Genomic DNA, 21684 nt, shown 5'->3' with positions numbered 1-21684 from the left:
GGCTTTCCCGGACTCCAGACGAATCGGCATGCAATACGTAGCCCCATCATGGCTCAAGGGCGGACACGCCCAAACCATCTGGCCACTGGCCATCAAGGGCGAGAAACCCGTTTTCCGCCGCAAGCGCTGGCAGACCCCCGACAACGACTTCATCGACGTAGATTTTCTGCCGCGTCAGGACGAGCAGCCGCTGGTGATCCTGTTCCACGGACTGGAGGGCTCCAGCCGCAGTCATTACGCCCGTTCGCTGATGCGCGAGGTGGCTGCGCGCGGCTGGAACGGCGCGGTCGTACATTTTCGCGGCTGCTCGGGCGAGCCGAATCTGTTGCCGCGCGCGTATCACTCGGGTGACGTCAAGGAGATTGACTGGATCCTGCGCCGTTTTGCGGCCAAATATCCGGGCGTGCCGCGCTACGCGGCAGGTGTTTCGCTTGGCGGCAATGCCTTGCTGTGCTGGCTGGGCACTCGCCGCAATGAAGCTCAAGAGCTGATCACGCGTGCCGCTGCCATCTCTGCGCCGCTGGATCTCTTCGTCTCCGGCCATGAACTGGAACGTGGGTTCAACAAGGTCTACACCCGGTATTTTCTCTACACCATGCGCCCCGCTGCAGCAGAGAAAGCCATTCGCTTTCCGGGACGTTTCGATGCGAAGAAAGCTCGTCAGGCCAGGACTCTGGCCGCATTCGATGACGCTTACACCGCGCCGCTGCACGGTTTCAAGAATGTGGAGGATTACTGGCGGCGTGCCTCGGCCAAGCCCTTGCTAGGCAGCATAACGGTGCCAACACTGGTACTGAACGCCAGAAATGATCCATTCCTGCCCAGCGAGGCGTTACCGAAGGCACGCCACGTCTCGCCCTTCGTGCGACTGGAACAACCCGCCGAAGGGGGACACGTCGGTTTCGTCAGCGGCCCTTTCCCGGGCAATCTGGAGTGGATGCCCAAGCGCGTGCTGCACTACTTCGACAGCTATCAGGCGTAGGTATCGATCCGTCCGCTGCGTTGCGTCGGTTCGACAGCTTTCTGGGTCTGCACTTGCTGCGCCTGTGCCTGCTGGGCCTGCTGCGCATCCAGCAATTGCTTCACCTGATCAGCCTGCAGATCATTGGCTTTCTTGAGCATGCCCAATTGCGCCTGGCTTTGTGCTGTTTGCAGATTTTGTGCGGTAGCGGACGAATTGACTGAGGTTACGGCCATAAGGAACTCCTTCGCGCCGGACATTGGCGCACCTTCAGCCTAGTCCACGCAAAGCGCGTCCGGGGCGCCGTAACAATATTTAGCGCTGATTCAGGCCGGCGGAAAGAACAGCAAGGCGATCGCAATCGCCGCCGCCACGCCCGCCGCATCGGCGATCAAACAGCACGGGATGGTGTGGCGCGTCTTGCGCACACCCACAGAGCCGAAATACACGGCCACGATGTAGAAAGTGGTGTCTGCCGCGCCCTGAAACATGCAGGCAAGCCGCCCGGCGAAGCTGTCCGCGCCGTAGGTCTTCATCACGTCGATCATCATGCCGCGCGCGCCACTGCCGGAGAGCGGCTTCATCAGCGCAGTCGGCAAGGCCGGCACGATGTCGGCCGGCACGCCGAACCAGCCCAGGCCGATAGCTACACCCCGCATCAGGAAATCCATGCCGCCGCTGGCGCGGAACACCGCAATGCCGACGAGGATCGCCACCAGATAGGGCAGCACCATGATTGCGGTATTGAAGCCCTCCTTCGCGCCTTCGATGAAGACTTCGAAAGCAGGCACACGCCGCCACACCGCCAGCGCGAGGAAAGCGATGATGATGCCGAAGAGCGCGAAGCCACTGACGAAAGCGCTCGCCGCCGACATTTCTGCCGCCGTGAGGCGCGCGAAATACCACAACGTGCCAGACACCGCGGCGCACAAACCGAGCAACCAGGCCAGCACCACCGGGTGACGCAGCGAAATCTTCTGCACGAAGCTCACCGCCAGCAGGCCGGCCAGCGTCGAGAAGAAAGTGGCGAGCAGAATCGGCAGGAACACGTCCGCCGGATTGGCCGCGCCGAGCTGGGCACGGTAAGTCATGATGCTGACCGGAATCAGGGTCAGCCCGCTGGCGTTGAGCACCAGAAACAGGATCTGCGCGTCCGACGCGGTGTCCTTGTCCGTGTTCAGTTCCTGCATCGCCTGCATGGCCTTCAGGCCCATGGGCGTAGCCGCGTTGTCCAGCCCGAGCATGTTGGCGCCGATGTTCATCACCATCGCCCCGGCCGCCGGATGCCCTGCCGGAATGCCCGGAAACAGACGCCGGAACAGCGGATCGACGAGGCGCGCAAGCATCGCTACGGCCCCGGCCTTCTCGCCCACCTTCATGATGCCGAGCCAGAAGGTGAGCACACCGGTCAGACCCAGCGCGATCTCGAAGGCGGTCTTCGACATGCCGAAGGATTCCTGCAGCACGCGGCTGAAGATCGCGGCATCGCCAAAGGCCAGCCATTGCACGAGACAGGCCAGAAACGCGGCAAAGAAGAAGAACAGCCAGACGACGTTAAGGATCATGGCTGAAGAGCCGCATGCGGCGGACTTCTCCGGGCAGGCATGCCGGAAACCTGCGCAGCGTCTTGCTCTGCAAGGCACATGCCCGCAGAGCAAGACTGGATGCGACTCTTCATGATGCCACTCAATCCCGGAAGTTTTCGGCCTTGATCGGGAAGTCGTTGATGCTCTTGCGGATCAGCGCGATGCATTCCTGCAGGTCATCACGCTTGGCGCCGGTTACGCGCACCGCATCGCCCTGAATCGCGGCCTGCACCTTGAGCTTGGCATCCTTGATCTGCTTGACGATTTTCTTCGCCAGCTCGGTCTCGATGCCATTCTTGATCTTGAACAGCTGCTTGACCTTGTTGCCCGAGATCGTCTCGATCTTCTGCGCATCGAAACGCTTGGAGCTCTCGGCTTCCTTCTTCTCCATCGCGGGGAAGAGGATGTCCTTGATCTGGTCGAGCTGGAAATCCGAGTCGCCCCACAGGGTGACCTGTTTATCCTTCTCGTTCAGCTCGATCTTGGCGCTGGTGCCCTTGAAATCGTAGCGGTTGTCGATCTGGCGCGAAGCCACGTCGATCGCGTTCTTCAGGGCGACCATGTCGGCTTCGGAAGTGAAATCAAATGAAGGCATGTTGTGCTCCCAATCTCAGTGGATCGAAATTTCTTGAGGCGCGTAGCGAGCGGAGGTCTGGCAAGGCAGCAGCGCACAGACGTACGCCTGTACGTCGAGCACGCCAAGGCAGCCAGGCCGCCGCGCAGTAGCGCAGCCCGGCGTTTTATGCAAAGTGGCAGATGTAGTGATAAGGCTCGCTCACTTCGATCTCGAAGCTGGAGTTACCGGGTACGTTGAAGCTCTGGCCTTCGCCATAGCTCTTCCACTCGGTTTCGCCCTTGAGCAGCACGCGGCAGGAACCGGCCACGGTTTCCATGATTTCGGCAGCACCGGTGTTGAAGGTCAGCCTGGCGGGCAGGATCACGCCGACCGACTTCTTCGTACCGTCTGCCAGCACGATGCTGTGGCTGACGCACTTGCCGTCGAAATACACATTGGCTTTGGTGACGACCGAAACGGCGTCGAACTGGGCTTGGCTCATTGCAGGAGTTCCGGAAAAGAAAAAGGCTCCGGATTATAGCCGGAGCCCGTCGTTTGGCCGAACTGACGCTCAGTGTGCAGCCAGAATCTTGATGATCAGCTCCTTCGCAATGAAGCCGAACATGCCCAGGCCGAGGCCGAGAAACAGCCACATCATGCCGTATTTGCCGGCTTTCGATTCGCGCGCCAGATTCCAGATGATGAACACCATGTAGGCGATCAAGCCGGAGAGGAGAAATTTGAGGCACAGCTCGCCGAACTCGGGTTCGGTCAGGCCGAAAATCACTGCTTGGTTCATTTTGTCGGGGTCCTTACGGCATGTAGTGGGAAAAGGCCCGACTGCCGCTCGTCGGACACAGTCTGCATGCTACGACCTGCGCCCCAAAACAAAAACCCCGCGCAAGGCGGGGTTTCAAGCAATCCGTCAGGATCCGGTCAGTTTTCGATACGACCAACAACAAGGAATTCGAGCAATGCCTTCTGCGCATGCAGACGGTTTTCAGCCTCGTCCCACACCACGCTCTGCGCGCCGTCGATGACTTCGGAAGTCACCTCTTCACCACGGTGCGCAGGCAGACAGTGCATGAACACGGCATCCTTCGAGGCTACGCGCATCATGTCTCCGTCGACCTGGTAATCCGCGAAGTCACGCAGGCGTGCCTCGTTCTCGGCTTCGAAGCCCATGGAGGTCCACACATCGGTCGTGATGATGTGTGCACCGCGTGCGGCATCCATCGGGTCGGCAAACTGCTCGTAGTGCGCCGAGCCGCTGATGTTGGCCTTGACCTGATCGACTTCATAGCCCTTCGGCGAGCTCACATGCACCTTGAAGTCCAGCAGCTCAGCCGCCTGCAGCCAGGTATTGCACATGTTGTTGGTGTCGCCGATCCAGGCCACCGTCTTGCCCTGAATGGAGCCATTGCGCTCGATCCAGGTGAAGATGTCGGCGAGGATCTGACAGGGATGGAACTCGTTGGTCAGGCCATTGATGACCGGCACACGCGAGTTCGCAGCAAAGCGCTCGACGATGGTCTGCTCGAAGGTACGGATCATCACCACGTCGGACATGCGCGAAATCACCTGCGCCGCATCTTCCACCGGCTCGCCGCGCCCCAGTTGCGAGTCACGCGTGTTCAGGTAGATCGCCGAGCCGCCGAGCTGGAACATGCCGGCTTCGAAAGACAGACGCGTACGCGTGCTGGCCTTCTCGAAGATCATCACCAAAGTGCGGTCAAACAGCGGGTGATAGGTTTCGTAGCGTTTGAACTTGTCCTTGATCCATTTGGCACGGGCAAAGACGTAGTCGATCTCTTCACGGGAGAGATCCTTGAACTGCAGGAAATGTCTGGGCGCTTTAGTCATGGTGCTCTTTCTCGGGCAATGCAGCAGCATCGCCAAATCGGGAGGGTCTCAGCGTCAATCGGAACTATCGGGCAGTAAAAACAAAAGGGGCGCGACTCGCGTCACACCCCTCTTTGACCCTGGCCGCCGCAGCGGCGCAGAGACACAATCAGGCAGCAGCGCCCATCGCCTTGATGGCGGCGGACAGACGGCTCTTGTTGCGAGCGGCTGCATTCTTGTGAACGATGTCCTTGTCGGCAAGGCTGTCAATGATGCTGACAGACTGCTGGAACACTTGTTGAGCGGCGGCCTTGTCGCCAGCTTCAACTGCCTTGCGCACAGCCTTGATAGCGGTACGCAGACGGGAACGCTGGCTGGCGTTGTGAGCGCGGGCCACGAGTGCCTGACGGGCGCGCTTGCGGGCTTGTGCAGAATTTGCCATTTGTTCGGTCTTTGGTGAGAAATTACGCGAAGAGGCGGATTCTAGCTGCCGGATCGACTTCTTGCAAGCCCTTTTACTCGCCGGAAACAGAAGGCCGTCCGGGCAAATGTTATGATGCGCGCCACTTCCCGTCAGTCACCGCTTCCATGAAACTGCACAAAGCCCTTGCCACCATCAGCGGGCTGACCTTTGTATCGCGCATCCTCGGGCTGGTACGCGAGATCCTCATTGCCAACCTGTTTGGCGCGGGCATTTTCACCGATGCGTTCAATGTAGCCTTTCGCCTGCCCAACCTGCTGCGCCGCCTGTTTGCCGAGGGTGCCTTTTCGCAGGCCTTCGTCCCCATTCTCTCCGAGTACAAGGCCCAGCGCGGAGACGCGGCCACCCGTCTGCTCGTCAATCATGTCGCCAGCCTGCTTGGCCTGATAGTCCTGCTCATTTCGATACTCGGTGTAATTGGCGCACCCTGGCTGATCCACGCCACTGCCGGCGGCTTCGCGAACCAGCCGGAAAAATTCGCGCTCACCGTCGAGCTTACGCGCATCACCTTTCCTTATATTTTCTTCATGGCCATGGTGGCGCTCTCGGCTGGAGTGCTCAACACCTGGAGTCGCTTTGCCATCCCGGCCTTCACGCCGGTACTGCTCAACCTGAGTTTCATCGCCATGGCCCTGCTTGCAGCCCCCCACTTTGAGCAGCCTGTCATGGCACTGGCCTGGGGAGCCTTCATCGGCGGGGCGCTGCAACTGGCGCTGCAGATTCCGGCGCTCGCCAGAATCGGCATGCTGCCGCGTTTTTCCCTTTCAACGGCCGACCCCGGCGTGATGCGCATCCTCAAGCTGATGGGTCCGGCGACGCTGGGCGTTTCGGTCGCACAGATCAGCCTGCTGATCAACACCGCATTTGCATCCTGGCTGCCTACGGGCAGCGTGTCCTGGTTGAACTATGCTGACCGCCTGATGGAGTTCCCGATGGGAATTCTCGGCGCAGCGCTGGGCACCATCCTGCTGCCCAGTCTTTCAAAAATGAAGGCGCAAAATGACGCGCAGGGTTTTTCCGCCACGCTGGACTGGGGCCTGCGCGTTGCTCTGCTGCTCACGGCTCCCTGCGCAATCGGCATGATGGTTCTGGCCGTTCCGCTGGCCGCCACGCTCTTTCAGCACGGAGCTTTCAAGGCGGCTGACACGCTGGCAACCCAAAGTGCCCTGCTGACCTACAGCATTGGTCTATGCGGCCTGATTCTCGTGAAAATTCTCGCCCCGGCCTTTTACTCGCGCCAGGATATCCGCACTCCACTCAAGTACGCCCTGATCTCGCTGACGGCAACCCAGCTGATGAACATTCTGTTTCTGCGGGTACTCGACCTGGAAGACTTCGGGCTTTTGCCCCATGCCGGCCTGGCCTTGTCCATCAGCCTCGCCGCCACCCTGAATGCAGCCCTGCTCTATCGCGGCCTGCGTCGCTGCCAAGCGTTTGTGCCGCATGCCGGCTGGAGCACCTTCGGGCTCAAGCTGCTGTGCGCGCTGGGGGTCATGGGCTGCGTACTGTACTTTGCCATGGGTTCGCAAACCGACTGGCTCAAGCAAGGCACACTCTGGCGCATCCTGCATCTGGCCTGGGTCATGGGAATCGGCGGTGCAGCCTATTTCGCCGTGCTGTTTGCCCTCGGCTTCCGCCCCGCTGACTTCAAGCGTCGGGTTTGAGGCGCAAAAAAAAAACCGCAACGCCCGGGCGTTGCGGTTTTCAGAATGACTCCGCCAGCCTGGATCAGCCTTCGAGTGCGCTGAATGCCTTGGCTGTGATCTGGTCGACCGGACCGGTTCCGGCAATCTTCGCGTAGCGCGGCGCAGCCTTGTCACCCGTCGCAGCCCAGTCGCCGTAGTACTTCACCAGCGGCTTGGTTTGCGAGTGATACACATCCAGACGCTTCTTGACGACCTCTTCCTTATCGTCGTCACGCTGGATCAGGTCTTCACCGGTTTCGTCGTCCTTGCCAGCCACCTTGGGCGGATTGAACTTGACGTGATAGGTGCGTCCCGAAGCCGGGTGCACGCGGCGACCACTCATGCGTTCGATGATTTCCGAATCCGGCACGTCGATTTCCAGCACCACGTCCAGCGCCACGCCGGAATCCTTCAACGCGTCGGCTTGCGGCAGGGTGCGCGGGAAGCCGTCGAACATGTAGCCTTTGGCGCAATCCGGCTGAGCCAGACGTTCCTTGACCAGACCGATGATGATGTCGTCCGACACCAGCTGACCTGCATCCATCACCGCCTTGGCCTGCACACCCAGCGGGGTGCCAGCCTTGACTGCGGCGCGCAGCATGTCGCCGGTGGAAATTTGCGGAATACCGTATTTTTCGGCAATGAACTTGGCTTGCGTGCCCTTGCCGGCTCCCGGCGGTCCCAAAAGAATCAGACGCATCTGTGCGATCTCCTTTATTGATTGTTTGCGGCAAACAAGGATCGCACGCGAGCGAGATCCTCTGGGGTGTCGACCCCGGCAGGCGGAGCCTCGCTCAGGGTTTCAACGCGAATCTGGTAACCGTGCCACAGGGCACGCAATTGTTCGAGCATTTCCGTTTGTTCGGTCGGCGCGGGCGTCAGCGTAGCAAAGGCCTTCAGAAAACCCACGCGGTAAGCATACAGGCCAACATGGCGCAGCGGCGCCAGCCCTGCGGGCAGGGGCTGACCAGACTGCAAGGCACCCGCCAGGGCTGCATCGCGCGGAAACGGAATGGGGGCACGCGAGAAATAATGGGCGTGGCCGTTTTTCTCACATACCACTTTCACGGCCGCCGGATTGAGAAACTCATCGACGGTTTCGATCGGATGGGCTGCCGTGGCTATTTCAGCATTCACGTCCGCTGCCAGCGCTTCGGCGACCTTGCGGATCAACGCAGGATCAATCAGGGGTTCATCTCCCTGCACATTCACCACGATATCGCCGGGGGCCCAACCCAGCCTCGTCACGACCTCTGCGAGGCGATCCGTACCGGTCGGGTGATCAGGATTGGTCATCAACACCTTGCCGCCCACCGCCAGCACGGCATCGCGCACGCCTTCGTGATCCGTGGCGACCCACACTTCCTCGGCACCGGATTCAAGCGCCCGCTCCATCACCCGCACCACCATCGGTTTGCCGCAGATATCGGCAAGTGGTTTGGCCGGCAGGCGGGTCGAAGCATAGCGCGCAGGAACAACAGCCTTGAAACGCACGGACATCACGGCGCTCCAGCTTCGTCGGCAGCCAGCGGGCGCGCTTCGTCAGCCAGCATCACCGGGATGCCATCCTTGATGGCGTAAGCCAGGCGACAGGGGCGGCAGACCAATTCGCCCGCAGCACGACGGTGTTCAAGCGGGCCCTTGCACACGGGGCAGACGAGGATCTCAAGCAGTTTCGGGTCCATGCAGGCGCTCCAGCAAAGGTTCCAGCGCGGCTTCATCGATACAGGCTTCCACCGGAAGCACCCAAGCATCGGCCAGCGCGAGGGATGCGCATTTTACTGCATCCTTCTCAGTGAGCAGCAGGACTTCGCCATCAGGCAGCGACAAATCTTCTGCCGTAAAGGCATGGTGATCAGGCAAGGCACGTGTACTGGCCAGCGTCAGACCCAGACTGCGCAGGGTTGTGAAGAAGCGCTCGGGATTGCCGATCCCCGCCACTGCGCGCAGGCGCTGCCCGGAGAAGTCCGCTGCAAGCCGCTTTTCAGCGGGCTGCCCCAAGCGATAGAACTGACGCGCCTCCAGCAGCATACCGGCCCGAGGCACAGGCGGGAGGCGGCTCTCCAGCCCGGCACTGATAGCGCCATTGCAAATGAGCAGCCCGGCGGATGCCAGACGCGAAACCGGCTCACGCAGCGGCCCGGCCGGCAATGGCCAGGCATTGCCAAGAATGGTTTCATCAATCACCACGATCTCCGCACTGCGCGCAAGACGGTAGTGCTGCAAACCATCGTCCGTGATCAACACATTGACCTCGGGATGCGCCGCCAGCAAGGCACGCCCTGCTGCCACACGATCACGCCCGACCCACAAGGGGCAACCGGTGCGTCGCGCCAGCAGCACCGGCTCGTCCCCCACCAGCGCGGGATAGCTGTCTGTCTGGACGCTTGTCGGCACCTCAGCAGTACCGCCATAGCCACGCGACAGGATGCCTGGACGGAACCCGCGGGCCCTGAGCGTCGCCGCCAGCCAGATCACCACCGGCGTCTTGCCACTGCCCCCCGCCGCGATATTGCCGACCACGATCACCGGCACCGGCAGCACCTCGCTCTTCAGCCAGCCAGCCCGGTAAGCCAGCCGCCGCAGCGCCGATGCGCCAAAAAAAAGTCCCGCCAGGGGCAGCCACAAAACCGCAATCAGCGAGCGGCGGGACCACCAGGCAGGACGATTCAGGGTAGCCACGGGCAACCCTGCTTACTTCTGGGACTGTGCGGCGAAAGACACGTTCGGCAGGCCGGCTTTCTGTGCCGCCTGCATCACGTCAAACACGCTCTGGAAGTTGGCTTTGGCATCGCCGTTGATCACCACCAGCGGAGCCTTGCCGTTTTCCGGCGCAAGGCGGCGCAACGCATCCACGATCGCATTCAGGTCACGGCTGCCTACCGCATTGCGGTTGATCAGCACATCGCCGCTCGCCGTGATGGTTACGTTGATTTCATTCGGCTGGTCCTGGGCAGGCGGCGCATCCGCCGTCGGCAGATTGATTTCCAGCCCGGAAAACTTTGAGTAAGTGGTGGTGAGCATCAGAAAGATGATGATCACCAGCAGCACATCGATAAGCGGGATCAGGTTGATCTCCAGCTCTTCCTTGCCGCGACCGCGCCGGAAGTCCATGTTGCCCGTCCTTACTTGCTGGTGCTGCTGGCGCTGGCGGCAGCGGCAGACCTCGAACTGCTGCTTCCGCTGGCGTTACCAGCCGGATTGCCGGATGACGTGCGACGCTCGCCGTGCAGCACTTCGACCAGTTTGACCGCCTGCATTTCCATATCCACCACCAGGCTATCGACCAGTGCGCGGAAATGACGGTGTGCGATCAGCGCAGGAATCGCGATGATCAGGCCGAAACCGGTGTTGTACAACGCGACCGAAATGCCGTGCGCAAGCTGCTGCGGATCAGCGCCCACGCCGGACGGGCCTTGAGCGCCAAACAATTCGATCATGCCGACAACCGTACCGAACAGTCCCATCAGCGGCGCCACCGTGGCGATCGTTCCCAGCGTGGTCAGAAAACGCTCCAGATCATGGGCCACCGAACGGCCAGCCTCTTCAATTGCCTCTTTCATGACCTCGCGGCTGGCGCGCACGTTGCGAACCCCGGCGGCCAGCACCTGCCCCAGTGACGAGTGCGCCTGCAGACGCGCCGCCAGTTCATCCGAAGGTCCGGATTTGCGCAGGTCGCCCAGCACTTTCTCCAGCAGCCCTGTCGGAACGATGACCGAGCGACGCAGCGAAATGCTGCGCTCGATGATCAGCGCCAGCGCGATGATGGATGCAAACAACAAGGGAATGATCGGCCAACCGGCAGCACGGATGATCTCCAGCACGGGAGCAACTCCTGATTTTCGACAAGCCTTGAACTGTATCGCCACACCCAGCCAAGGGCAAGCGCGCTGCACGGGCGCGCACTGACCATCCGGCGGAAAGAAAGCACCTCTTACGTTTGACGCACCCATTTGGGGTAATCCACAGATTCTGTGGATAAGTGTGTGAACAGGTCTTGAATGTCTGCGCTAAGTGCCCTGCGCGAAAAGGATTTTTTCAATTCGTTCAAAAATGAAGCTGATATTGCATTTTCTTTAAAATCAGAAGCTTATAAAAGAAAAGGCTTGTCAATACCTGCCTGCATCGCGCCAAGCCAGCATTCATGCGGTCCTTAGGGCGGGGATGTGGATTGAGCTAGAATTGACGCCATGTTCACAGGCACATCTCATGCAGAGCGAGTAAGCACGCGGGTCTCCAGCGTATCCGAATTCGTCCTACAAATTCGTCAGCTTATCGAGCGCTCAACTCCCCTTGGCTGGATCGGTGGCGAGCTATCAAATCTCGTCCGTGCCACATCGGGGCACGTCTATTTCACCCTGAAGGACGAACGCGCCCAGATCCGCTGCACGATGTGGCGTACCAAGGCCCAGCTGCTGCCCTTTCAACTGCAGGAGGGCATGCGCGTCGAAGTGCGCGCCCAGGCCACGGTCTATGAAGCACGCGGCGATTTGCAGCTTTCCGTGGAGAGTATCCGGCGTGCCGGACTGGGCAACCTCTATGAAGCCTTTCTGCGTCTCAAGGCTGCACTCGAAGCAGAAGGCCTGTTCGCCGAGTCGCGCAAACGGCCGATTCCCGAGCTGCCGCACGGCATCGGCCTGATCACCTCGCCAGCCGCTGCGGCCTTGCGGGACGTTATCACCACCCTGAGACGCCGCGCCCCCTCCTTGCCGATCACGCTCTACCCCACACCGGTGCAGGGCGACGCGGCAGGCGAACAGATTGCCGCCGCGATCCGCAGTGCCAGCCAGCGCGCCAGAAAGGATGGTATCGACGTACTGCTCGTGTGCCGTGGCGGAGGCAGCATCGAGGATCTGTGGGCCTTCAACCATGAGGCGGTCGCCCGCGCCATTGTGGCCAGCAGCGTGCCGGTGATCTGTGGCGTAGGCCACGAAACCGACACCACGCTGGCCGATTTCGCCGCCGACCTGCGCGCGCCCACGCCCACGGCGGCGGCCGAAATCGCCTCGGCCGGCTGGTATGCCCTGCGCCAGCGCCTGCCGCAATTGCACAGCGATCTGCAACGCGCCAGCCAGCGCCGCCTGTTGCAGACCGGCCAGCGCCTTGACGAGCTGCAACGCCGCCTCACGCACCCACGCGCACGCCTGGCCCGCAGCGCCGAACGGCTGAGCGCGCTGCACCAACGCCTTCGCCAGGCCGGCCAAACACGGGCCTTCCGACTGAGCACCCGCGTAGATGCGCTTGCCGCGCGGCTCTCCAGATATGCCCCACGCACAGCACCGCTGCAAGCGCGTCTTCAGGCATGCGAACAAAGCATGGCGCGCAGCGCAGCGTGGCGACTTGCCAGCGCCCGCCAACACCTGGCCAGCCTCGCAGCACGCCTGGAAGCGCTCAACCCCGACGCCGTACTCGCCCGCGGCTACGCCATCGTGCGCAGCGAGAGTGGCGACATCCTGCGCGATGCCACAGCGGCCAGCGATGGCGAACGCCTTGATATCCAGCTTGCCGCATCACGCCTCAAGGCTCGCGTGGAAAAACCATGACCATACTGTAGGCATGGCCTATCGGGCTGATTGCCTGCTGCAATTTGTCCGTGCGGCATAATTCCGAGTAAACTAGTCAGGCATCTTCCAGCAACCTGATCATGGCGCTGCAGCAAGGGCCCTGAGCAGGTCTGAAAACATCCCCACAAACACGGAGAAACCCACATGGCACACACCCTGCCCGCCCTGCCCTACGCCAAGAACGCCCTCGTTCCGCACATCTCGGAAGAAACTTTCGAGTATCACTACGCCAAGCACCATCAGGCCTATGTGACCAACCTGAACAACCTGATTCCGGGTACCGAGTTTGAAAATGCGAGCCTGGAAGAGATCATCAAGAAGGCCAGCGGCGGCATTTACAACAACGCCGCCCAGGTGTGGAACCACACCTTCTTCTGGAACAGCCTGAAGCCCGCCGGCGGCGGCGCCCCCAGCGGCAAGCTGGCTGAAGCCATCAACGCCAAGTGGGGCAGCTTCGATGCCTTCAAGGAAGCTTTCACCAAGAGCGCCGTGGGCAACTTCGGTTCCTCCTGGACCTGGCTGGTGAAGAAGGCCGACGGCTCGGTCGACATCCTCAACACCGGCGCCGCCGGCAACCCGCTGACGACCGGTGACATCCCCCTGATCGCCATCGACCTGTGGGAACACGCCTACTACATCGACTACCGCAACGCCCGTCCGAAGTTCGTCGAAACCTTCCTGACAAGCCTTGCCAACTGGGATTTCGCTGCCGCGAATTTCGCCTGAGCGACGCTGTCATCCAGCAAAAAGGCGAGCCTGCGGGCTCGCCTTTTTGTTGCCGCACGCCTGAATTCAGCTCACCAGCAAGCCACGCCGGTCGGCCACACTGATCGTGGCCCGCGTACCAGCATTGAACTGCACGAAATCACTTTCGATGCCATCGCTGAAAATCACGCCGTTTTCCGGCATGTGCGAAACCAGGGTAAGCGGGTTGTCGCCCGTGACCTGGCCGAAGCTGATTGAACTGGCGGAAGTCTTGCTCGGCCAGGGCTCGCGCACCGAAAAGTAGAGGTAATCCGATTCCCAGCGGAAATCCTCTATCGCCGTAGGCATGTCGTCCTCGCCGGTCAGTGAAGAAACGATGCCGCCGGCTCCCGCCAGCACGCTGCGCAACCAGCCGCTCGCGCCCATGCCGGTCGACACGATGATGCCGCTGGACGACTGCCGCTCGGATTCGCCTCCGGTGCTGATCTCGTAGCGCGCCGAGGTATGCGTGCGCGGGCCGATGAACAGGTCGTTGACCGCGCACAGCGTCTCACCGGTATTCAGGACCGCCTGCGCCATGCTGACTTCTCGCAGCGGACGCCGCCCGGCAAACACCTCCGGCACCAGCCGCTCCAGATCCCGGACCGAGAACGGCAGCAGTACACCTTCCCAGCGAGCCGGGTCCGGATTCACGCCAATCAGTGGCTGCCCCGCCAGATACTTGAGCACGTTGGCAACCAGTCCGTCCTGCCCGAGCGCGACCACCGTATCCTGCGCACCGAACACGAAGTTGGGCACGAAGGCGCGATCCAGCACCTGCACCCGACCATGGTGTGCCAGCATTTTCTCAGCTTCCAGCACGGCCTGCCGATAGCGCTGGTGCTCGGCCTGGTAGTCGGAAAAGTCGGCCCCCAGATGCTCCACGTAAAAACGCGCCTGCCCCTCGGTATTGAAACGCTGGATCAGTTCGTCGAGCCGGCTTTTGCGCGTAACCAGGACGATCTTGTTCTCGGTGCTGCGCGCCATGCTCAGCCGTTGCTCTCGTGGTTGAGCAAGCCTTGCAACAATTCCGAAGAAATATTCAGCTCGCCGATCTTGCTGGCGTTCTCGGCCAGCTCCTTGAAGGACAAGGCCACCAGCTGCGCCGCATCCAGACGGGAATTTGTCAGCGCCTGCAGGATCTTCGGATCGGTCGCCGCGAGCGCACGCATCACGGCCGAAATCGCGTAAGCCTTGGTGTCCGCCTCCTCACGTGCATTGGTGGTGGACAGGGCCAGCAGATCCTTGTTCTGCTGCTCCAGCGCAATCTTGGTCGCCATCTCGGCTTCACGCAGCTCGCGTTTCTTCTGCTGGACGGATTTCTCCGCATCCATCTGGGCTTCCTTGATCTGGCGTTTCTTGTTCTCCACCGCGATCTCGGTATTGAGCTCATTCTCCTTGATCGCGCGTTCCTGCTCGACCGCCGAATTGCGTCGCGAGAACACCGCCTCATCGGCCTGGCGCAGGATCGCTTCGCGCGCCTCCGCCTCCAGCGCACGCGAAGTCTCCGGCGTTGGCTTGATCGCCAGAATCGACAGTCCCAGCACCTCCACGCCCAGCGAACCGATGGCATCAGCCGAGCGCATGCCCTCGCGCACACTGGTAACCAGCTGATCCGAGCCGCCCAGCGCTTCACGCAGAGCCATCGCCCGCAGCGAAGAGCTGGTCAGCACCTGTGCATGATTGATCAGGCGCTGCGGCAACTTCTTCGGATCTTCCGAGCTGAAATCGCGGCCATTGGGCGCCAGCGTGAAATTCATGAGTTGCGACAGTTTGCGCGGATCCGTCACGCGATACGTCAGCTGCCCCTGTACGGTCACCTTCTGGAAATCTGCCGTCACTTCTTCGAACATGAAGGGCACATCGACGCTCCCCACCGGCACGCGAACCAGCGACGAGGTCGGGCCATAGTAGAAGAACGACAGACCGGCCCCCTCGCGCACCACCTGACCACGCTTGAACTGGAGAACGAAATCGGTCGGCTCGACCTTGATGAAACGGATGCCAAACATGGAGTCTCCCTTTTTGCAGTAATCATGCCGGTGACGCTTTGCAGCGCGTCCCCCGAATGGCCGAGGCTAGCGCGTCAGCCCCAGAAAGTGATTGAGGATATTGAAATGGTCTTCAAACAGCTCGCCTTCCATCGCCGCCAGCTCCGCGACCGGCACCCAGCGCGCCTCGGCCGCATCATCCGCACCCGCCACCTGCGGCGGGCGGGCGTTTTTCAGATCGAAGAAATGCGCGTGGGTGATGGTGCGTCCGCGTGAGCTGCGGTCAGGATGATCGAATACCGCCGTGCCCACCAAAGCCTCTTCCAGCGTCGCGTCCAGCAGCGCAAAGCCGGTCTCCTCGCGCAGCTCGCGAATCGCGCCTTGCAACACCCGCTCGCGCCCGTCCAGAAAGCCCCCGGGCAAAGCCCACTGACCCTTGCCCGGCGCGCGGCCACGGCGAATCAGCAGGATCTGATCGGACGCGCGCACCAGCGCATCCACCGTGATGAACGGCCCCTCGCCCCACACGCGCTTGCTCTCCTCCACCGCCAGATGCTCTTCGCGTAGCCGCGCGAAATGCGGCAACAGCGCCCAGCCTTGCAGATAGTGCAGCGCGGCGGCGGGCATCAGCGGCGCGAGCAGCGCATCCGCAACGCGTGGATCCTCAGACTCGTACCAGATCGCGCGCAACGCGCTGGCGTCGATATCGCCCTGCTGCGGTACGGCAATGAAAGTCCAGTCAGGAAAACGGTTCAGGTACTGGCTGGACGCATCCTTCACGTGACCGATCAAGGCTACCCGCGCGCCCTCCCCTGCCAGCCCCCGCACCAGATCGCCCGCCTGCTCCGCCCAACGCGCATCGTCATAACAATCGCGCATCGGCAAGAAGGCAACACGGGCGCGCTGCGCCTCATCCAGAGTACAAGCGATCATCGCTGCGCGCTCTTCCCAACTGAACGGGTTCTTGGCATTGCGCGCGGAAAAGGCTGACCCCAGCAGCACCACGACTTGCGGCGCAGTCTCCAGCGCCTTGGCCAACAGCATGGCATGGCCATTGTGGAAAGGCTGGAAACGGCCGATCAGGACGGCGACTTCGTGTTTCTGCGGCGTATTCATGTGAATTCCCTCAAAAAATCATACCTACCTGAAGAGCAGCTCTGGACGGACTTCTTCGGGCAGGCGTGCTGAAGAACGAAGCCTGGCATGGCTCTTCAGGTATCGGCTATAAAACTGCTTGGGCGAGCCATTCCCGTGCCAGTTCGCGCGTATCTTCATCTGCGTCGTACAGGCTTTCGGCTGCAATTTCGGGATCCAAACGCCCGGAATCGCGCATTTCGCTGACGAGCCGATGCCGGCAGATCGTGCACGGATTGATTTTGTAGGCCCACTCAAGCATTTCTCCAAAATGCTCTGATTCATTTTCTTCGCAAATTTTCAGAATGCTGGAGCCAAAATCATGCGCACTGTCCTCATCCAGCAAGAGACGCCGCATGACCGACATGATCAAGTGCTCGTCGCCCGGAAGGTAATTCTTGACGAACAGGTCCAGGATCTCAGATTCATTTCCGGAGAAATCCGGCGACTGCAGCCGGGCACGGGCAAAATCACCCACGCGAGCATCACAACTCTGTGCCAGTGCCGCGATTGCAGCCGCGCGCAACCGGTCATTCGCTGACGCCGCCAAGCCCCATATTTTTGGCGGCAAATCCGGCAGCGGCGTTCTGCGAAAAATCCACAGCAAACGCATGCACATGTCCTCGTCAGTTTCCGTGACCAGTTTTTGCAGCACACAGGCAAGTTCAGCATCCGTCGCGAAACCGCCAAAACTGACGTAACGCCCCGGAGTACTCCCTACGCCGGCCGCGATATCCGCAAGGATTTTTTCGACAGGATTTTCCTCACGAAAACGCACCCGTCTTTCCTGTCGACATTCCTCCTTGCTACGCGTATCCGGCTCCATGTCACGATACGGAAAGGCAAGCTGCGCCTGCCAAAAAGCATCAATTGTCGGGTCCGTTGCTGCCAGCGATTGAAGCCTGTTTTCGAGCTCCAAAAGAATCTCCGTGCCGTCCGTGAGGTAGTTCAGTGGAGGCGCCGACAGATCCGGCGATTCGATCACCAACGCGCCAAACCGTCGCGCAATTTCAATCGCAACCTCCTGCCCGTCCAGCAAGATCAGCGCGTGGCAGCCGTACTGATCGTCGTCCGTCGTGAAGGTCTGCCCCAACACCTTTTCCCTCAAAGCGGCAGCCGCTGCGGCGTCTCCCTTCTTTCCCATGAGCGCAGCCAGCTCGCAAAGATGCTCGATGTCATGATCGTCGGAAGGCGTCTTCAATGCCTCCAGAATCTTCGAAGATAACCACGCGTACTCCGGTGCTTCGCAGAAAAGACGAAACAACCAAGGAGCCCGACTGGACTCGCACTGCCGGTCAAACACAGGATTGCTCAGGCATGCATCAAGCACCACATCGGCAACATCAGCCAAGCCGAATTGCTGAGCGTGCAAAAAAACACGCCCCTGACCACGCTTGAGCGCGACAGAGAACTCTTCTTTCGTGAGACGAGCATGCATCATGGTGTGCATCCTGACTTTACCTGAGCTTAAACGGATAGGCTGAAGAGCCGCGCTGGATGAACCTTGGCGGGCATGCGCGCTGCACAGGCAAGCGCAGCGTGGCTCCACAGACAGCCCTCTGAAATGCGCAAACCTGCGCGACGGCAAACCGCCGGCATGACTCCGAACCACCTGCACGCAAGGCCGCACGTACGCACATCAGAACCGTGCAGAGCCGTCATCCGCTTTGCTTCTTGCGCTCAGCACGAGCAGCCAATTTGCTGACACAGCTTTGGTTCCGCGACCGGACTCAAACCGGATGCCTGAAAACCTGCCGCAGATAGGCCAGAAAAGTTTCGTCTTCGCACAGGGTTTTGCCGGGGGAGTCGGAAAGCTTGGCGACGGGTTGGCCGTTGCAGGCGGTAATCTTCATGACGATGTTGAGCGCCTTGTGCGGCGTGTCGTTGGAGAGATCGGTACCGATGCCGAAACTGGTCGGGATACGCCCGCGGAAGTGGCGGTACAGCTCCAGCGCGCGCGGAATGTTGAGGCCGTCGGAGAACACCAGGCGCTTGGTCGTCGGATCGATGCGCAGCTTCGCGTAATGGGCCAGGGCCTTTTCACCCCATTCCACGGGGTCGCCCGAATCGTGACGCAGGCCGTCAAAGAGCTTGGCGAAATACAGGTCGAAATCACCGAGGAAGGCATCCATGCCGACGACATCGGTGAGCGCAACTCCCAGATCGCCCCGGAACTCCTGCACCCAGCCTTCGAGCGCAGCCTTCTGGAAGTCGCGCAGACGGAAGCCGAATGACTGGTAGGCCTGCAGGTATTCGTGCGCCATGGTGCCGATGGGCGTGAGGCCAAGCTTTTTCGCCAGATAGACGTTGGAAGTGCCGCGAAAATGCAGCGGGAACTCACGCGCGAAGGTCTGTACAACCTCTTCCTGCCAGGCACCGGAGTAGCGCCGACGCAGGCCGAAATCGAAGAAGACGAATGGAGAGGCGCTGTCAGCCGACAACTCCGCGGCGTGGGCCCTGAGCAATTCGATCTTGCCATGCAGGCGTTCGCGCGCCACCTCCAGCACGCCGTCCTGACTCAGGCGGCGGAAGTAGAGCTCATTGACGATGTAGAGCACGAAGATCTCGAAGCCCATCACGTGCACCAGCGGGCCTTTGGCGACGATGGCGAGATGCTCACCCTCGGCACGCACTTCGATGAAGCGGCGCTGGAAGCGGAAGACGGTCAGGAAGTCGACAAAATCACTCTTGATGAAGCGCAGGCTGGAGAGGTAATCCAGCTCGGCCTGCGCGAAGTGCAGGCTGCACAGCCGTTCCAGCTCCAGCTCTACAGCGTCTTTCAATTCCGCCAGCGGAAAGGCCGGGGTGTTGCGGCAGACGAAGCGGTACTCGGCCTGCGCGCCAGGATGGCTGTGCAGCAGCGCCTGCCACATGGTGAATTTGTAGAGGTCGTTTTCGAGCAGGCTGCGCACGACGGGCGCTTGGCTGGAGGCTTGCATGTCGGTTTGTTCAGATGGCGTTGGCGTGCAGTTCGGTAATGACCTCGGCCGCGCACAGCACCTGCAGGCCGCGTGCCTGCATGGCACGGAAGAAATCGGTCTGGTTCGCTGCGAAGCCGCTGACCGGGCTGATGCAGTCTTCGATAAGTACGATCTTGTGCAGATCGGCTGAAGCAAAGTTATCGGCAAGGTGCTCGACGGTGGCCCTGACGCAATGGCTGCCGGCTTCGCCCGCGATGTAGAGGCGATCGGCGCTCTGAAGCCGGGCAATCAGCCCCGCGTTGAGCTGGGTACTTGCATCGGCGGGATCAGGCACTTCGGCCATGATGGCGCTGAAATGCTCGGTCCACGGATTGCTGCCTTTGGAGACCTTGTCGACCACGGCGAGGCACTGCTCTTCCCAGCGATTGAGCGCAAGGCGCAAATCGTGATGGATGTTATGGCCCCAGGTGCCGATCTCGCAGTGCACCGGCCAGACCATGTGCGTGTACCGCCCGGCGGCTTCCAGCGCATCCAGATAGGCCAGCACGCGCGCCTGTGCCTGAAGCAGTTTCGGCCGGTATTTGCCGGCGCGCGCATCTGCGGCGGTGATCTGGGTGAAGGGCGCAATCGCCGCGCCACGGGCATCACACCAGAAGGTGGGGTGCGCGATATCCAGATGCTGGTGCGAATCCAGCGTAACGGTAATGTCGCCCAGCCCTGCCAGGCCTGCATCGATCAGCGCGGCCAGCCGCAGCATGTCGGCATGCGCACCACTCACCGGCAAGGCCGGCAGCATGCGCTCCGCGCCTGTGGGCAAGGGCGGACAATACGCTTCCGGAAGGTCACAGAAATCATTCTGCGGATCGATGATGAGCAACTGCAATTTGCGCTGTGCCACGCGACACTCCTGTCCGGTATCCATGCCCTTCAAGGGCACGCAGCTCCTGATGATAAACAATCCGGCCAGCAAAAAGGCGAGCATGCATGCTCGCCCTTTTGCTGGCCGGGGCCGTCTATGAACCTGCCGTACCCGGGTGTTTCAGGCTCAGAGATACCAGACGGCGGGAAAAACGGTCAGCGCCAGCACGTAAAGCAGCCACTCCAGCTTGCGTCGGGCGAGAAAGCCGGTGAAGTGCAGGATCAGCACGACAATGGCAACGACGTAGTACAAGGCGAACCACATTTGTCTTTCCTTCTCCGCGTTCAGTACTTACTTCATTCTTCGATATGTCGCAGCGACAGGTCAACCGCGCGCAGATCCTTGGTCAGTGCGCCGATCGAGATGCGATCCACACCGGTTTCGGCAATCTCGCGCACCCGCGCCAAGCTCACCCCGCCGGACGCTTCAAGCTGGGCACGGCCGGCCGTGATCTTCACGGCTTCGCGCATTTCGTCGATATCCAGATTATCCAGCAGGATCAGCTTCGCGCCACTTTGCAGGGCTTCTTCCAGCTGTGCCAGATTTTCGACTTCAACTTCGATGAACACGTTTGATGGAGCCAGCGCCAGTGCCCGCTGCATGGCCTGGGCTACACCGCCAGCGGCGATGATGTGGTTTTCCTTGATCAGGATTCCGTCATACAGGCCGATGCGGTGATTGACACCGCCGGCCGTCTTGACTGCGAATTTCTGCGCCATGCGCAGGCCCGGCAGGGTCTTGCGCGTATCCACGATGCTCGCCTTGGTGCCGGCCACGGCAGCGACATACTGTGCCGTGGTGGTCGCGGTGCCGGAGAGCATCTGCAGGAAATTCAGTGCGGTGCGTTCGGCGGTCAGCAGTGCACGGGCGCTGGCAAAGATGTCGCACAGATTCTGCCCGGCTGTAATTCGATCACCGTCCTTGGCATGCCAGATCACCGAGGATTCCGGGTCCAGCATCTGGAACACGGCATCAAACCAGGCGGTGCCGCACAGCACGGCATCCTGACGGGTAATCACGCGGCCACGCGCGCTGGAGTTGTCGGAGATGAGCTGGGCGGTCAGATCGCCCGTGCCCACGTCTTCGGCCAGCGCCTGGGCCACGGAGCGCAGGATCTCGATGCGCAGTTGTTCGGAGAATCGGTTCATCAGTTTTCCCTGTTGTGACGATTTTGTCTGTGTGCCCCGGCGCGTCCGGACAAAGCGGACATCCGCGCCGCAGGCTGTGTTAGCGCCGGCGATTGTACACGGCGGCAGGCGCTCAGGCTTGCGCCATTACATGGGACATTACCCAGAAGGAA

25 protein-coding genes are annotated in these 21684 nt (G+C 61.0%); 4 read left to right on the top strand and 21 right to left on the bottom strand.

What is annotated here, in order from left to right:
• Positions 1 to 28 precede the first annotated feature (28 nt).
• Entirely contained in the window at positions 29 to 982 is a 954-nt protein-coding gene (locus tag Q9Q94_RS13125) for a hydrolase (RefSeq protein WP_305980539.1), read from the top strand.
• Here Q9Q94_RS13125 and Q9Q94_RS13120 read toward each other — a convergent pair.
• The 7 genes from Q9Q94_RS13120 to rpsT form a co-directional block, all read right to left on the bottom strand.
• A complete protein-coding gene (locus tag Q9Q94_RS13120) occupies positions 973 to 1197 on the bottom strand; it encodes a hypothetical protein (RefSeq protein ID WP_305980538.1) in 225 nt (74 codons plus the stop codon). The genes Q9Q94_RS13125 and Q9Q94_RS13120 overlap by 10 nt on opposite strands.
• Positions 1198 to 1287: 90 nt before the next feature.
• On the bottom strand, positions 1288 to 2526 hold the full coding sequence (locus Q9Q94_RS13115) for a nucleoside recognition domain-containing protein (protein ID WP_305980537.1): 1239 nt from the start codon (positions 2524 to 2526) through the stop codon (positions 1288 to 1290).
• A gap of 121 nt (positions 2527 to 2647) precedes the next feature.
• Positions 2648 to 3142, bottom strand: a complete 495-nt coding sequence (locus Q9Q94_RS13110; protein ID WP_305980536.1) for a YajQ family cyclic di-GMP-binding protein — start codon at positions 3140 to 3142, stop codon at positions 2648 to 2650.
• Positions 3143 to 3287: 145 nt separating this feature from the next.
• Positions 3288 to 3605, bottom strand: a complete 318-nt coding sequence (locus Q9Q94_RS13105) for a pyrimidine/purine nucleoside phosphorylase (RefSeq protein WP_305980535.1) — start codon at positions 3603 to 3605, stop codon at positions 3288 to 3290.
• Positions 3606 to 3674: 69 nt separating this feature from the next.
• Positions 3675 to 3902: a DUF2788 domain-containing protein gene (locus tag Q9Q94_RS13100; protein WP_305980534.1), complete on the bottom strand. Its 228-nt coding sequence runs from the start codon at positions 3900 to 3902 to the stop codon at positions 3675 to 3677.
• 137 nt (positions 3903 to 4039) lie between these two features.
• A complete protein-coding gene (argF, locus tag Q9Q94_RS13095) occupies positions 4040 to 4966 on the bottom strand; it encodes an ornithine carbamoyltransferase (RefSeq protein ID WP_305980533.1) in 927 nt (308 codons plus the stop codon).
• Between the two features lie 148 nt (positions 4967 to 5114).
• A complete protein-coding gene (gene rpsT / locus Q9Q94_RS13090) occupies positions 5115 to 5387 on the bottom strand; it encodes a 30S ribosomal protein S20 (RefSeq protein WP_305980532.1) in 273 nt (90 codons plus the stop codon).
• 146 nt (positions 5388 to 5533) lie between these two features.
• Between rpsT and murJ the strand changes: the two genes are divergently transcribed.
• A complete protein-coding gene (gene murJ, locus Q9Q94_RS13085) occupies positions 5534 to 7090 on the top strand; it encodes a murein biosynthesis integral membrane protein MurJ (RefSeq protein ID WP_305980530.1) in 1557 nt (518 codons plus the stop codon).
• A 64-nt stretch (positions 7091 to 7154) separates the two neighbouring features.
• Here the strand turns inward: murJ and adk are convergent, their stop codons facing one another.
• The 6 genes from adk to Q9Q94_RS13055 are packed head-to-tail and all read right to left on the bottom strand — an operon-like array spanning position 7155 to position 10935.
• The gene (adk, locus tag Q9Q94_RS13080) at positions 7155 to 7811 is read right to left on the bottom strand and encodes an adenylate kinase (protein ID WP_305980529.1); all 657 of its coding nucleotides are present in this window, start codon (positions 7809 to 7811) and stop codon (positions 7155 to 7157) included.
• A gap of 14 nt (positions 7812 to 7825) precedes the next feature.
• Entirely contained in the window at positions 7826 to 8611 is a 786-nt protein-coding gene (gene kdsB / locus Q9Q94_RS13075) for a 3-deoxy-manno-octulosonate cytidylyltransferase (RefSeq protein ID WP_305980527.1), read from the bottom strand.
• Complete coding sequence (locus tag Q9Q94_RS13070) at positions 8611 to 8796, bottom strand: Trm112 family protein (protein ID WP_305980526.1); 186 nt, start codon at positions 8794 to 8796, stop codon at positions 8611 to 8613. The genes kdsB and Q9Q94_RS13070 overlap by 1 nt, the downstream gene beginning before the upstream one ends.
• Entirely contained in the window at positions 8777 to 9793 is a 1017-nt protein-coding gene (gene lpxK / locus Q9Q94_RS13065) for a tetraacyldisaccharide 4'-kinase (protein WP_305980524.1), read from the bottom strand. Before lpxK ends, Q9Q94_RS13070 begins: the two co-directional genes overlap by 20 nt.
• Positions 9794 to 9805: 12 nt before the next feature.
• Positions 9806 to 10225: a biopolymer transporter ExbD gene (locus tag Q9Q94_RS13060; protein ID WP_305980523.1), complete on the bottom strand. Its 420-nt coding sequence runs from the start codon at positions 10223 to 10225 to the stop codon at positions 9806 to 9808.
• 11 nt (positions 10226 to 10236) lie between these two features.
• Positions 10237 to 10935, bottom strand: a complete 699-nt coding sequence (locus Q9Q94_RS13055) for a MotA/TolQ/ExbB proton channel family protein (protein WP_305980521.1) — start codon at positions 10933 to 10935, stop codon at positions 10237 to 10239.
• Positions 10936 to 11301: 366 nt separating this feature from the next.
• Here Q9Q94_RS13055 and xseA point away from each other — a divergent pair, with 366 nt between their 5' ends.
• Positions 11302 to 12654, top strand: a complete 1353-nt coding sequence (xseA, locus tag Q9Q94_RS13050) for an exodeoxyribonuclease VII large subunit (RefSeq protein ID WP_305980520.1) — start codon at positions 11302 to 11304, stop codon at positions 12652 to 12654.
• Between the two features lie 165 nt (positions 12655 to 12819).
• Positions 12820 to 13401 (top strand): superoxide dismutase, encoded by a 582-nt coding sequence (locus Q9Q94_RS13045; protein ID WP_305980519.1) that lies wholly within the window; start codon positions 12820 to 12822, stop codon positions 13399 to 13401.
• A 66-nt stretch (positions 13402 to 13467) separates the two neighbouring features.
• Here the strand turns inward: Q9Q94_RS13045 and Q9Q94_RS13040 are convergent, their stop codons facing one another.
• The 8 genes from Q9Q94_RS13040 to nadC all read right to left on the bottom strand — a co-directional run bounded on the left by Q9Q94_RS13040 (position 13468) and on the right by nadC (position 21532).
• Positions 13468 to 14406, bottom strand: a complete 939-nt coding sequence (locus Q9Q94_RS13040; RefSeq protein WP_305980518.1) for a hypothetical protein — start codon at positions 14404 to 14406, stop codon at positions 13468 to 13470.
• A gap of 2 nt (positions 14407 to 14408) precedes the next feature.
• The gene (locus Q9Q94_RS13035) at positions 14409 to 15431 is read right to left on the bottom strand and encodes an SPFH domain-containing protein (RefSeq protein WP_305980517.1); all 1023 of its coding nucleotides are present in this window, start codon (positions 15429 to 15431) and stop codon (positions 14409 to 14411) included.
• Positions 15432 to 15497: 66 nt separating this feature from the next.
• Positions 15498 to 16526: a bifunctional nicotinamide-nucleotide adenylyltransferase/Nudix hydroxylase gene (locus Q9Q94_RS13030; protein ID WP_305980516.1), complete on the bottom strand. Its 1029-nt coding sequence runs from the start codon at positions 16524 to 16526 to the stop codon at positions 15498 to 15500.
• A gap of 106 nt (positions 16527 to 16632) precedes the next feature.
• Complete coding sequence (locus Q9Q94_RS13025) at positions 16633 to 17985, bottom strand: hypothetical protein (RefSeq protein WP_305980515.1); 1353 nt, start codon at positions 17983 to 17985, stop codon at positions 16633 to 16635.
• A 289-nt stretch (positions 17986 to 18274) separates the two neighbouring features.
• A complete protein-coding gene (gene pncB / locus Q9Q94_RS13020) occupies positions 18275 to 19483 on the bottom strand; it encodes a nicotinate phosphoribosyltransferase (RefSeq protein ID WP_305980514.1) in 1209 nt (402 codons plus the stop codon).
• Positions 19484 to 19493: 10 nt separating this feature from the next.
• Positions 19494 to 20363 carry a cysteine hydrolase gene (locus Q9Q94_RS13015; protein ID WP_305980513.1) on the bottom strand — a complete coding sequence of 290 codons (870 nt, stop codon included), beginning with the start codon at positions 20361 to 20363 and terminating at the stop codon, positions 19494 to 19496.
• 147 nt (positions 20364 to 20510) lie between these two features.
• Positions 20511 to 20648, bottom strand: coding sequence for a hypothetical protein (locus tag Q9Q94_RS13010; RefSeq protein WP_305980512.1), 138 nt, complete (start codon positions 20646 to 20648; stop codon positions 20511 to 20513).
• A gap of 32 nt (positions 20649 to 20680) precedes the next feature.
• Complete coding sequence (nadC, locus tag Q9Q94_RS13005) at positions 20681 to 21532, bottom strand: carboxylating nicotinate-nucleotide diphosphorylase (RefSeq protein ID WP_305980511.1); 852 nt, start codon at positions 21530 to 21532, stop codon at positions 20681 to 20683.
• Between the last annotated feature and the right edge of the window lie 152 nt (positions 21533 to 21684).

Origin of the sequence: Uliginosibacterium sp. 31-16, from assembly GCF_030730865.1 — a bacterium.
Taxonomy (GTDB): Bacteria; Pseudomonadota; Gammaproteobacteria; order Burkholderiales; family Rhodocyclaceae; genus Uliginosibacterium.
Note: the sequence above shows the minus strand (reverse complement) of the source record. Positions and strands in the feature narration are given on the sequence as shown.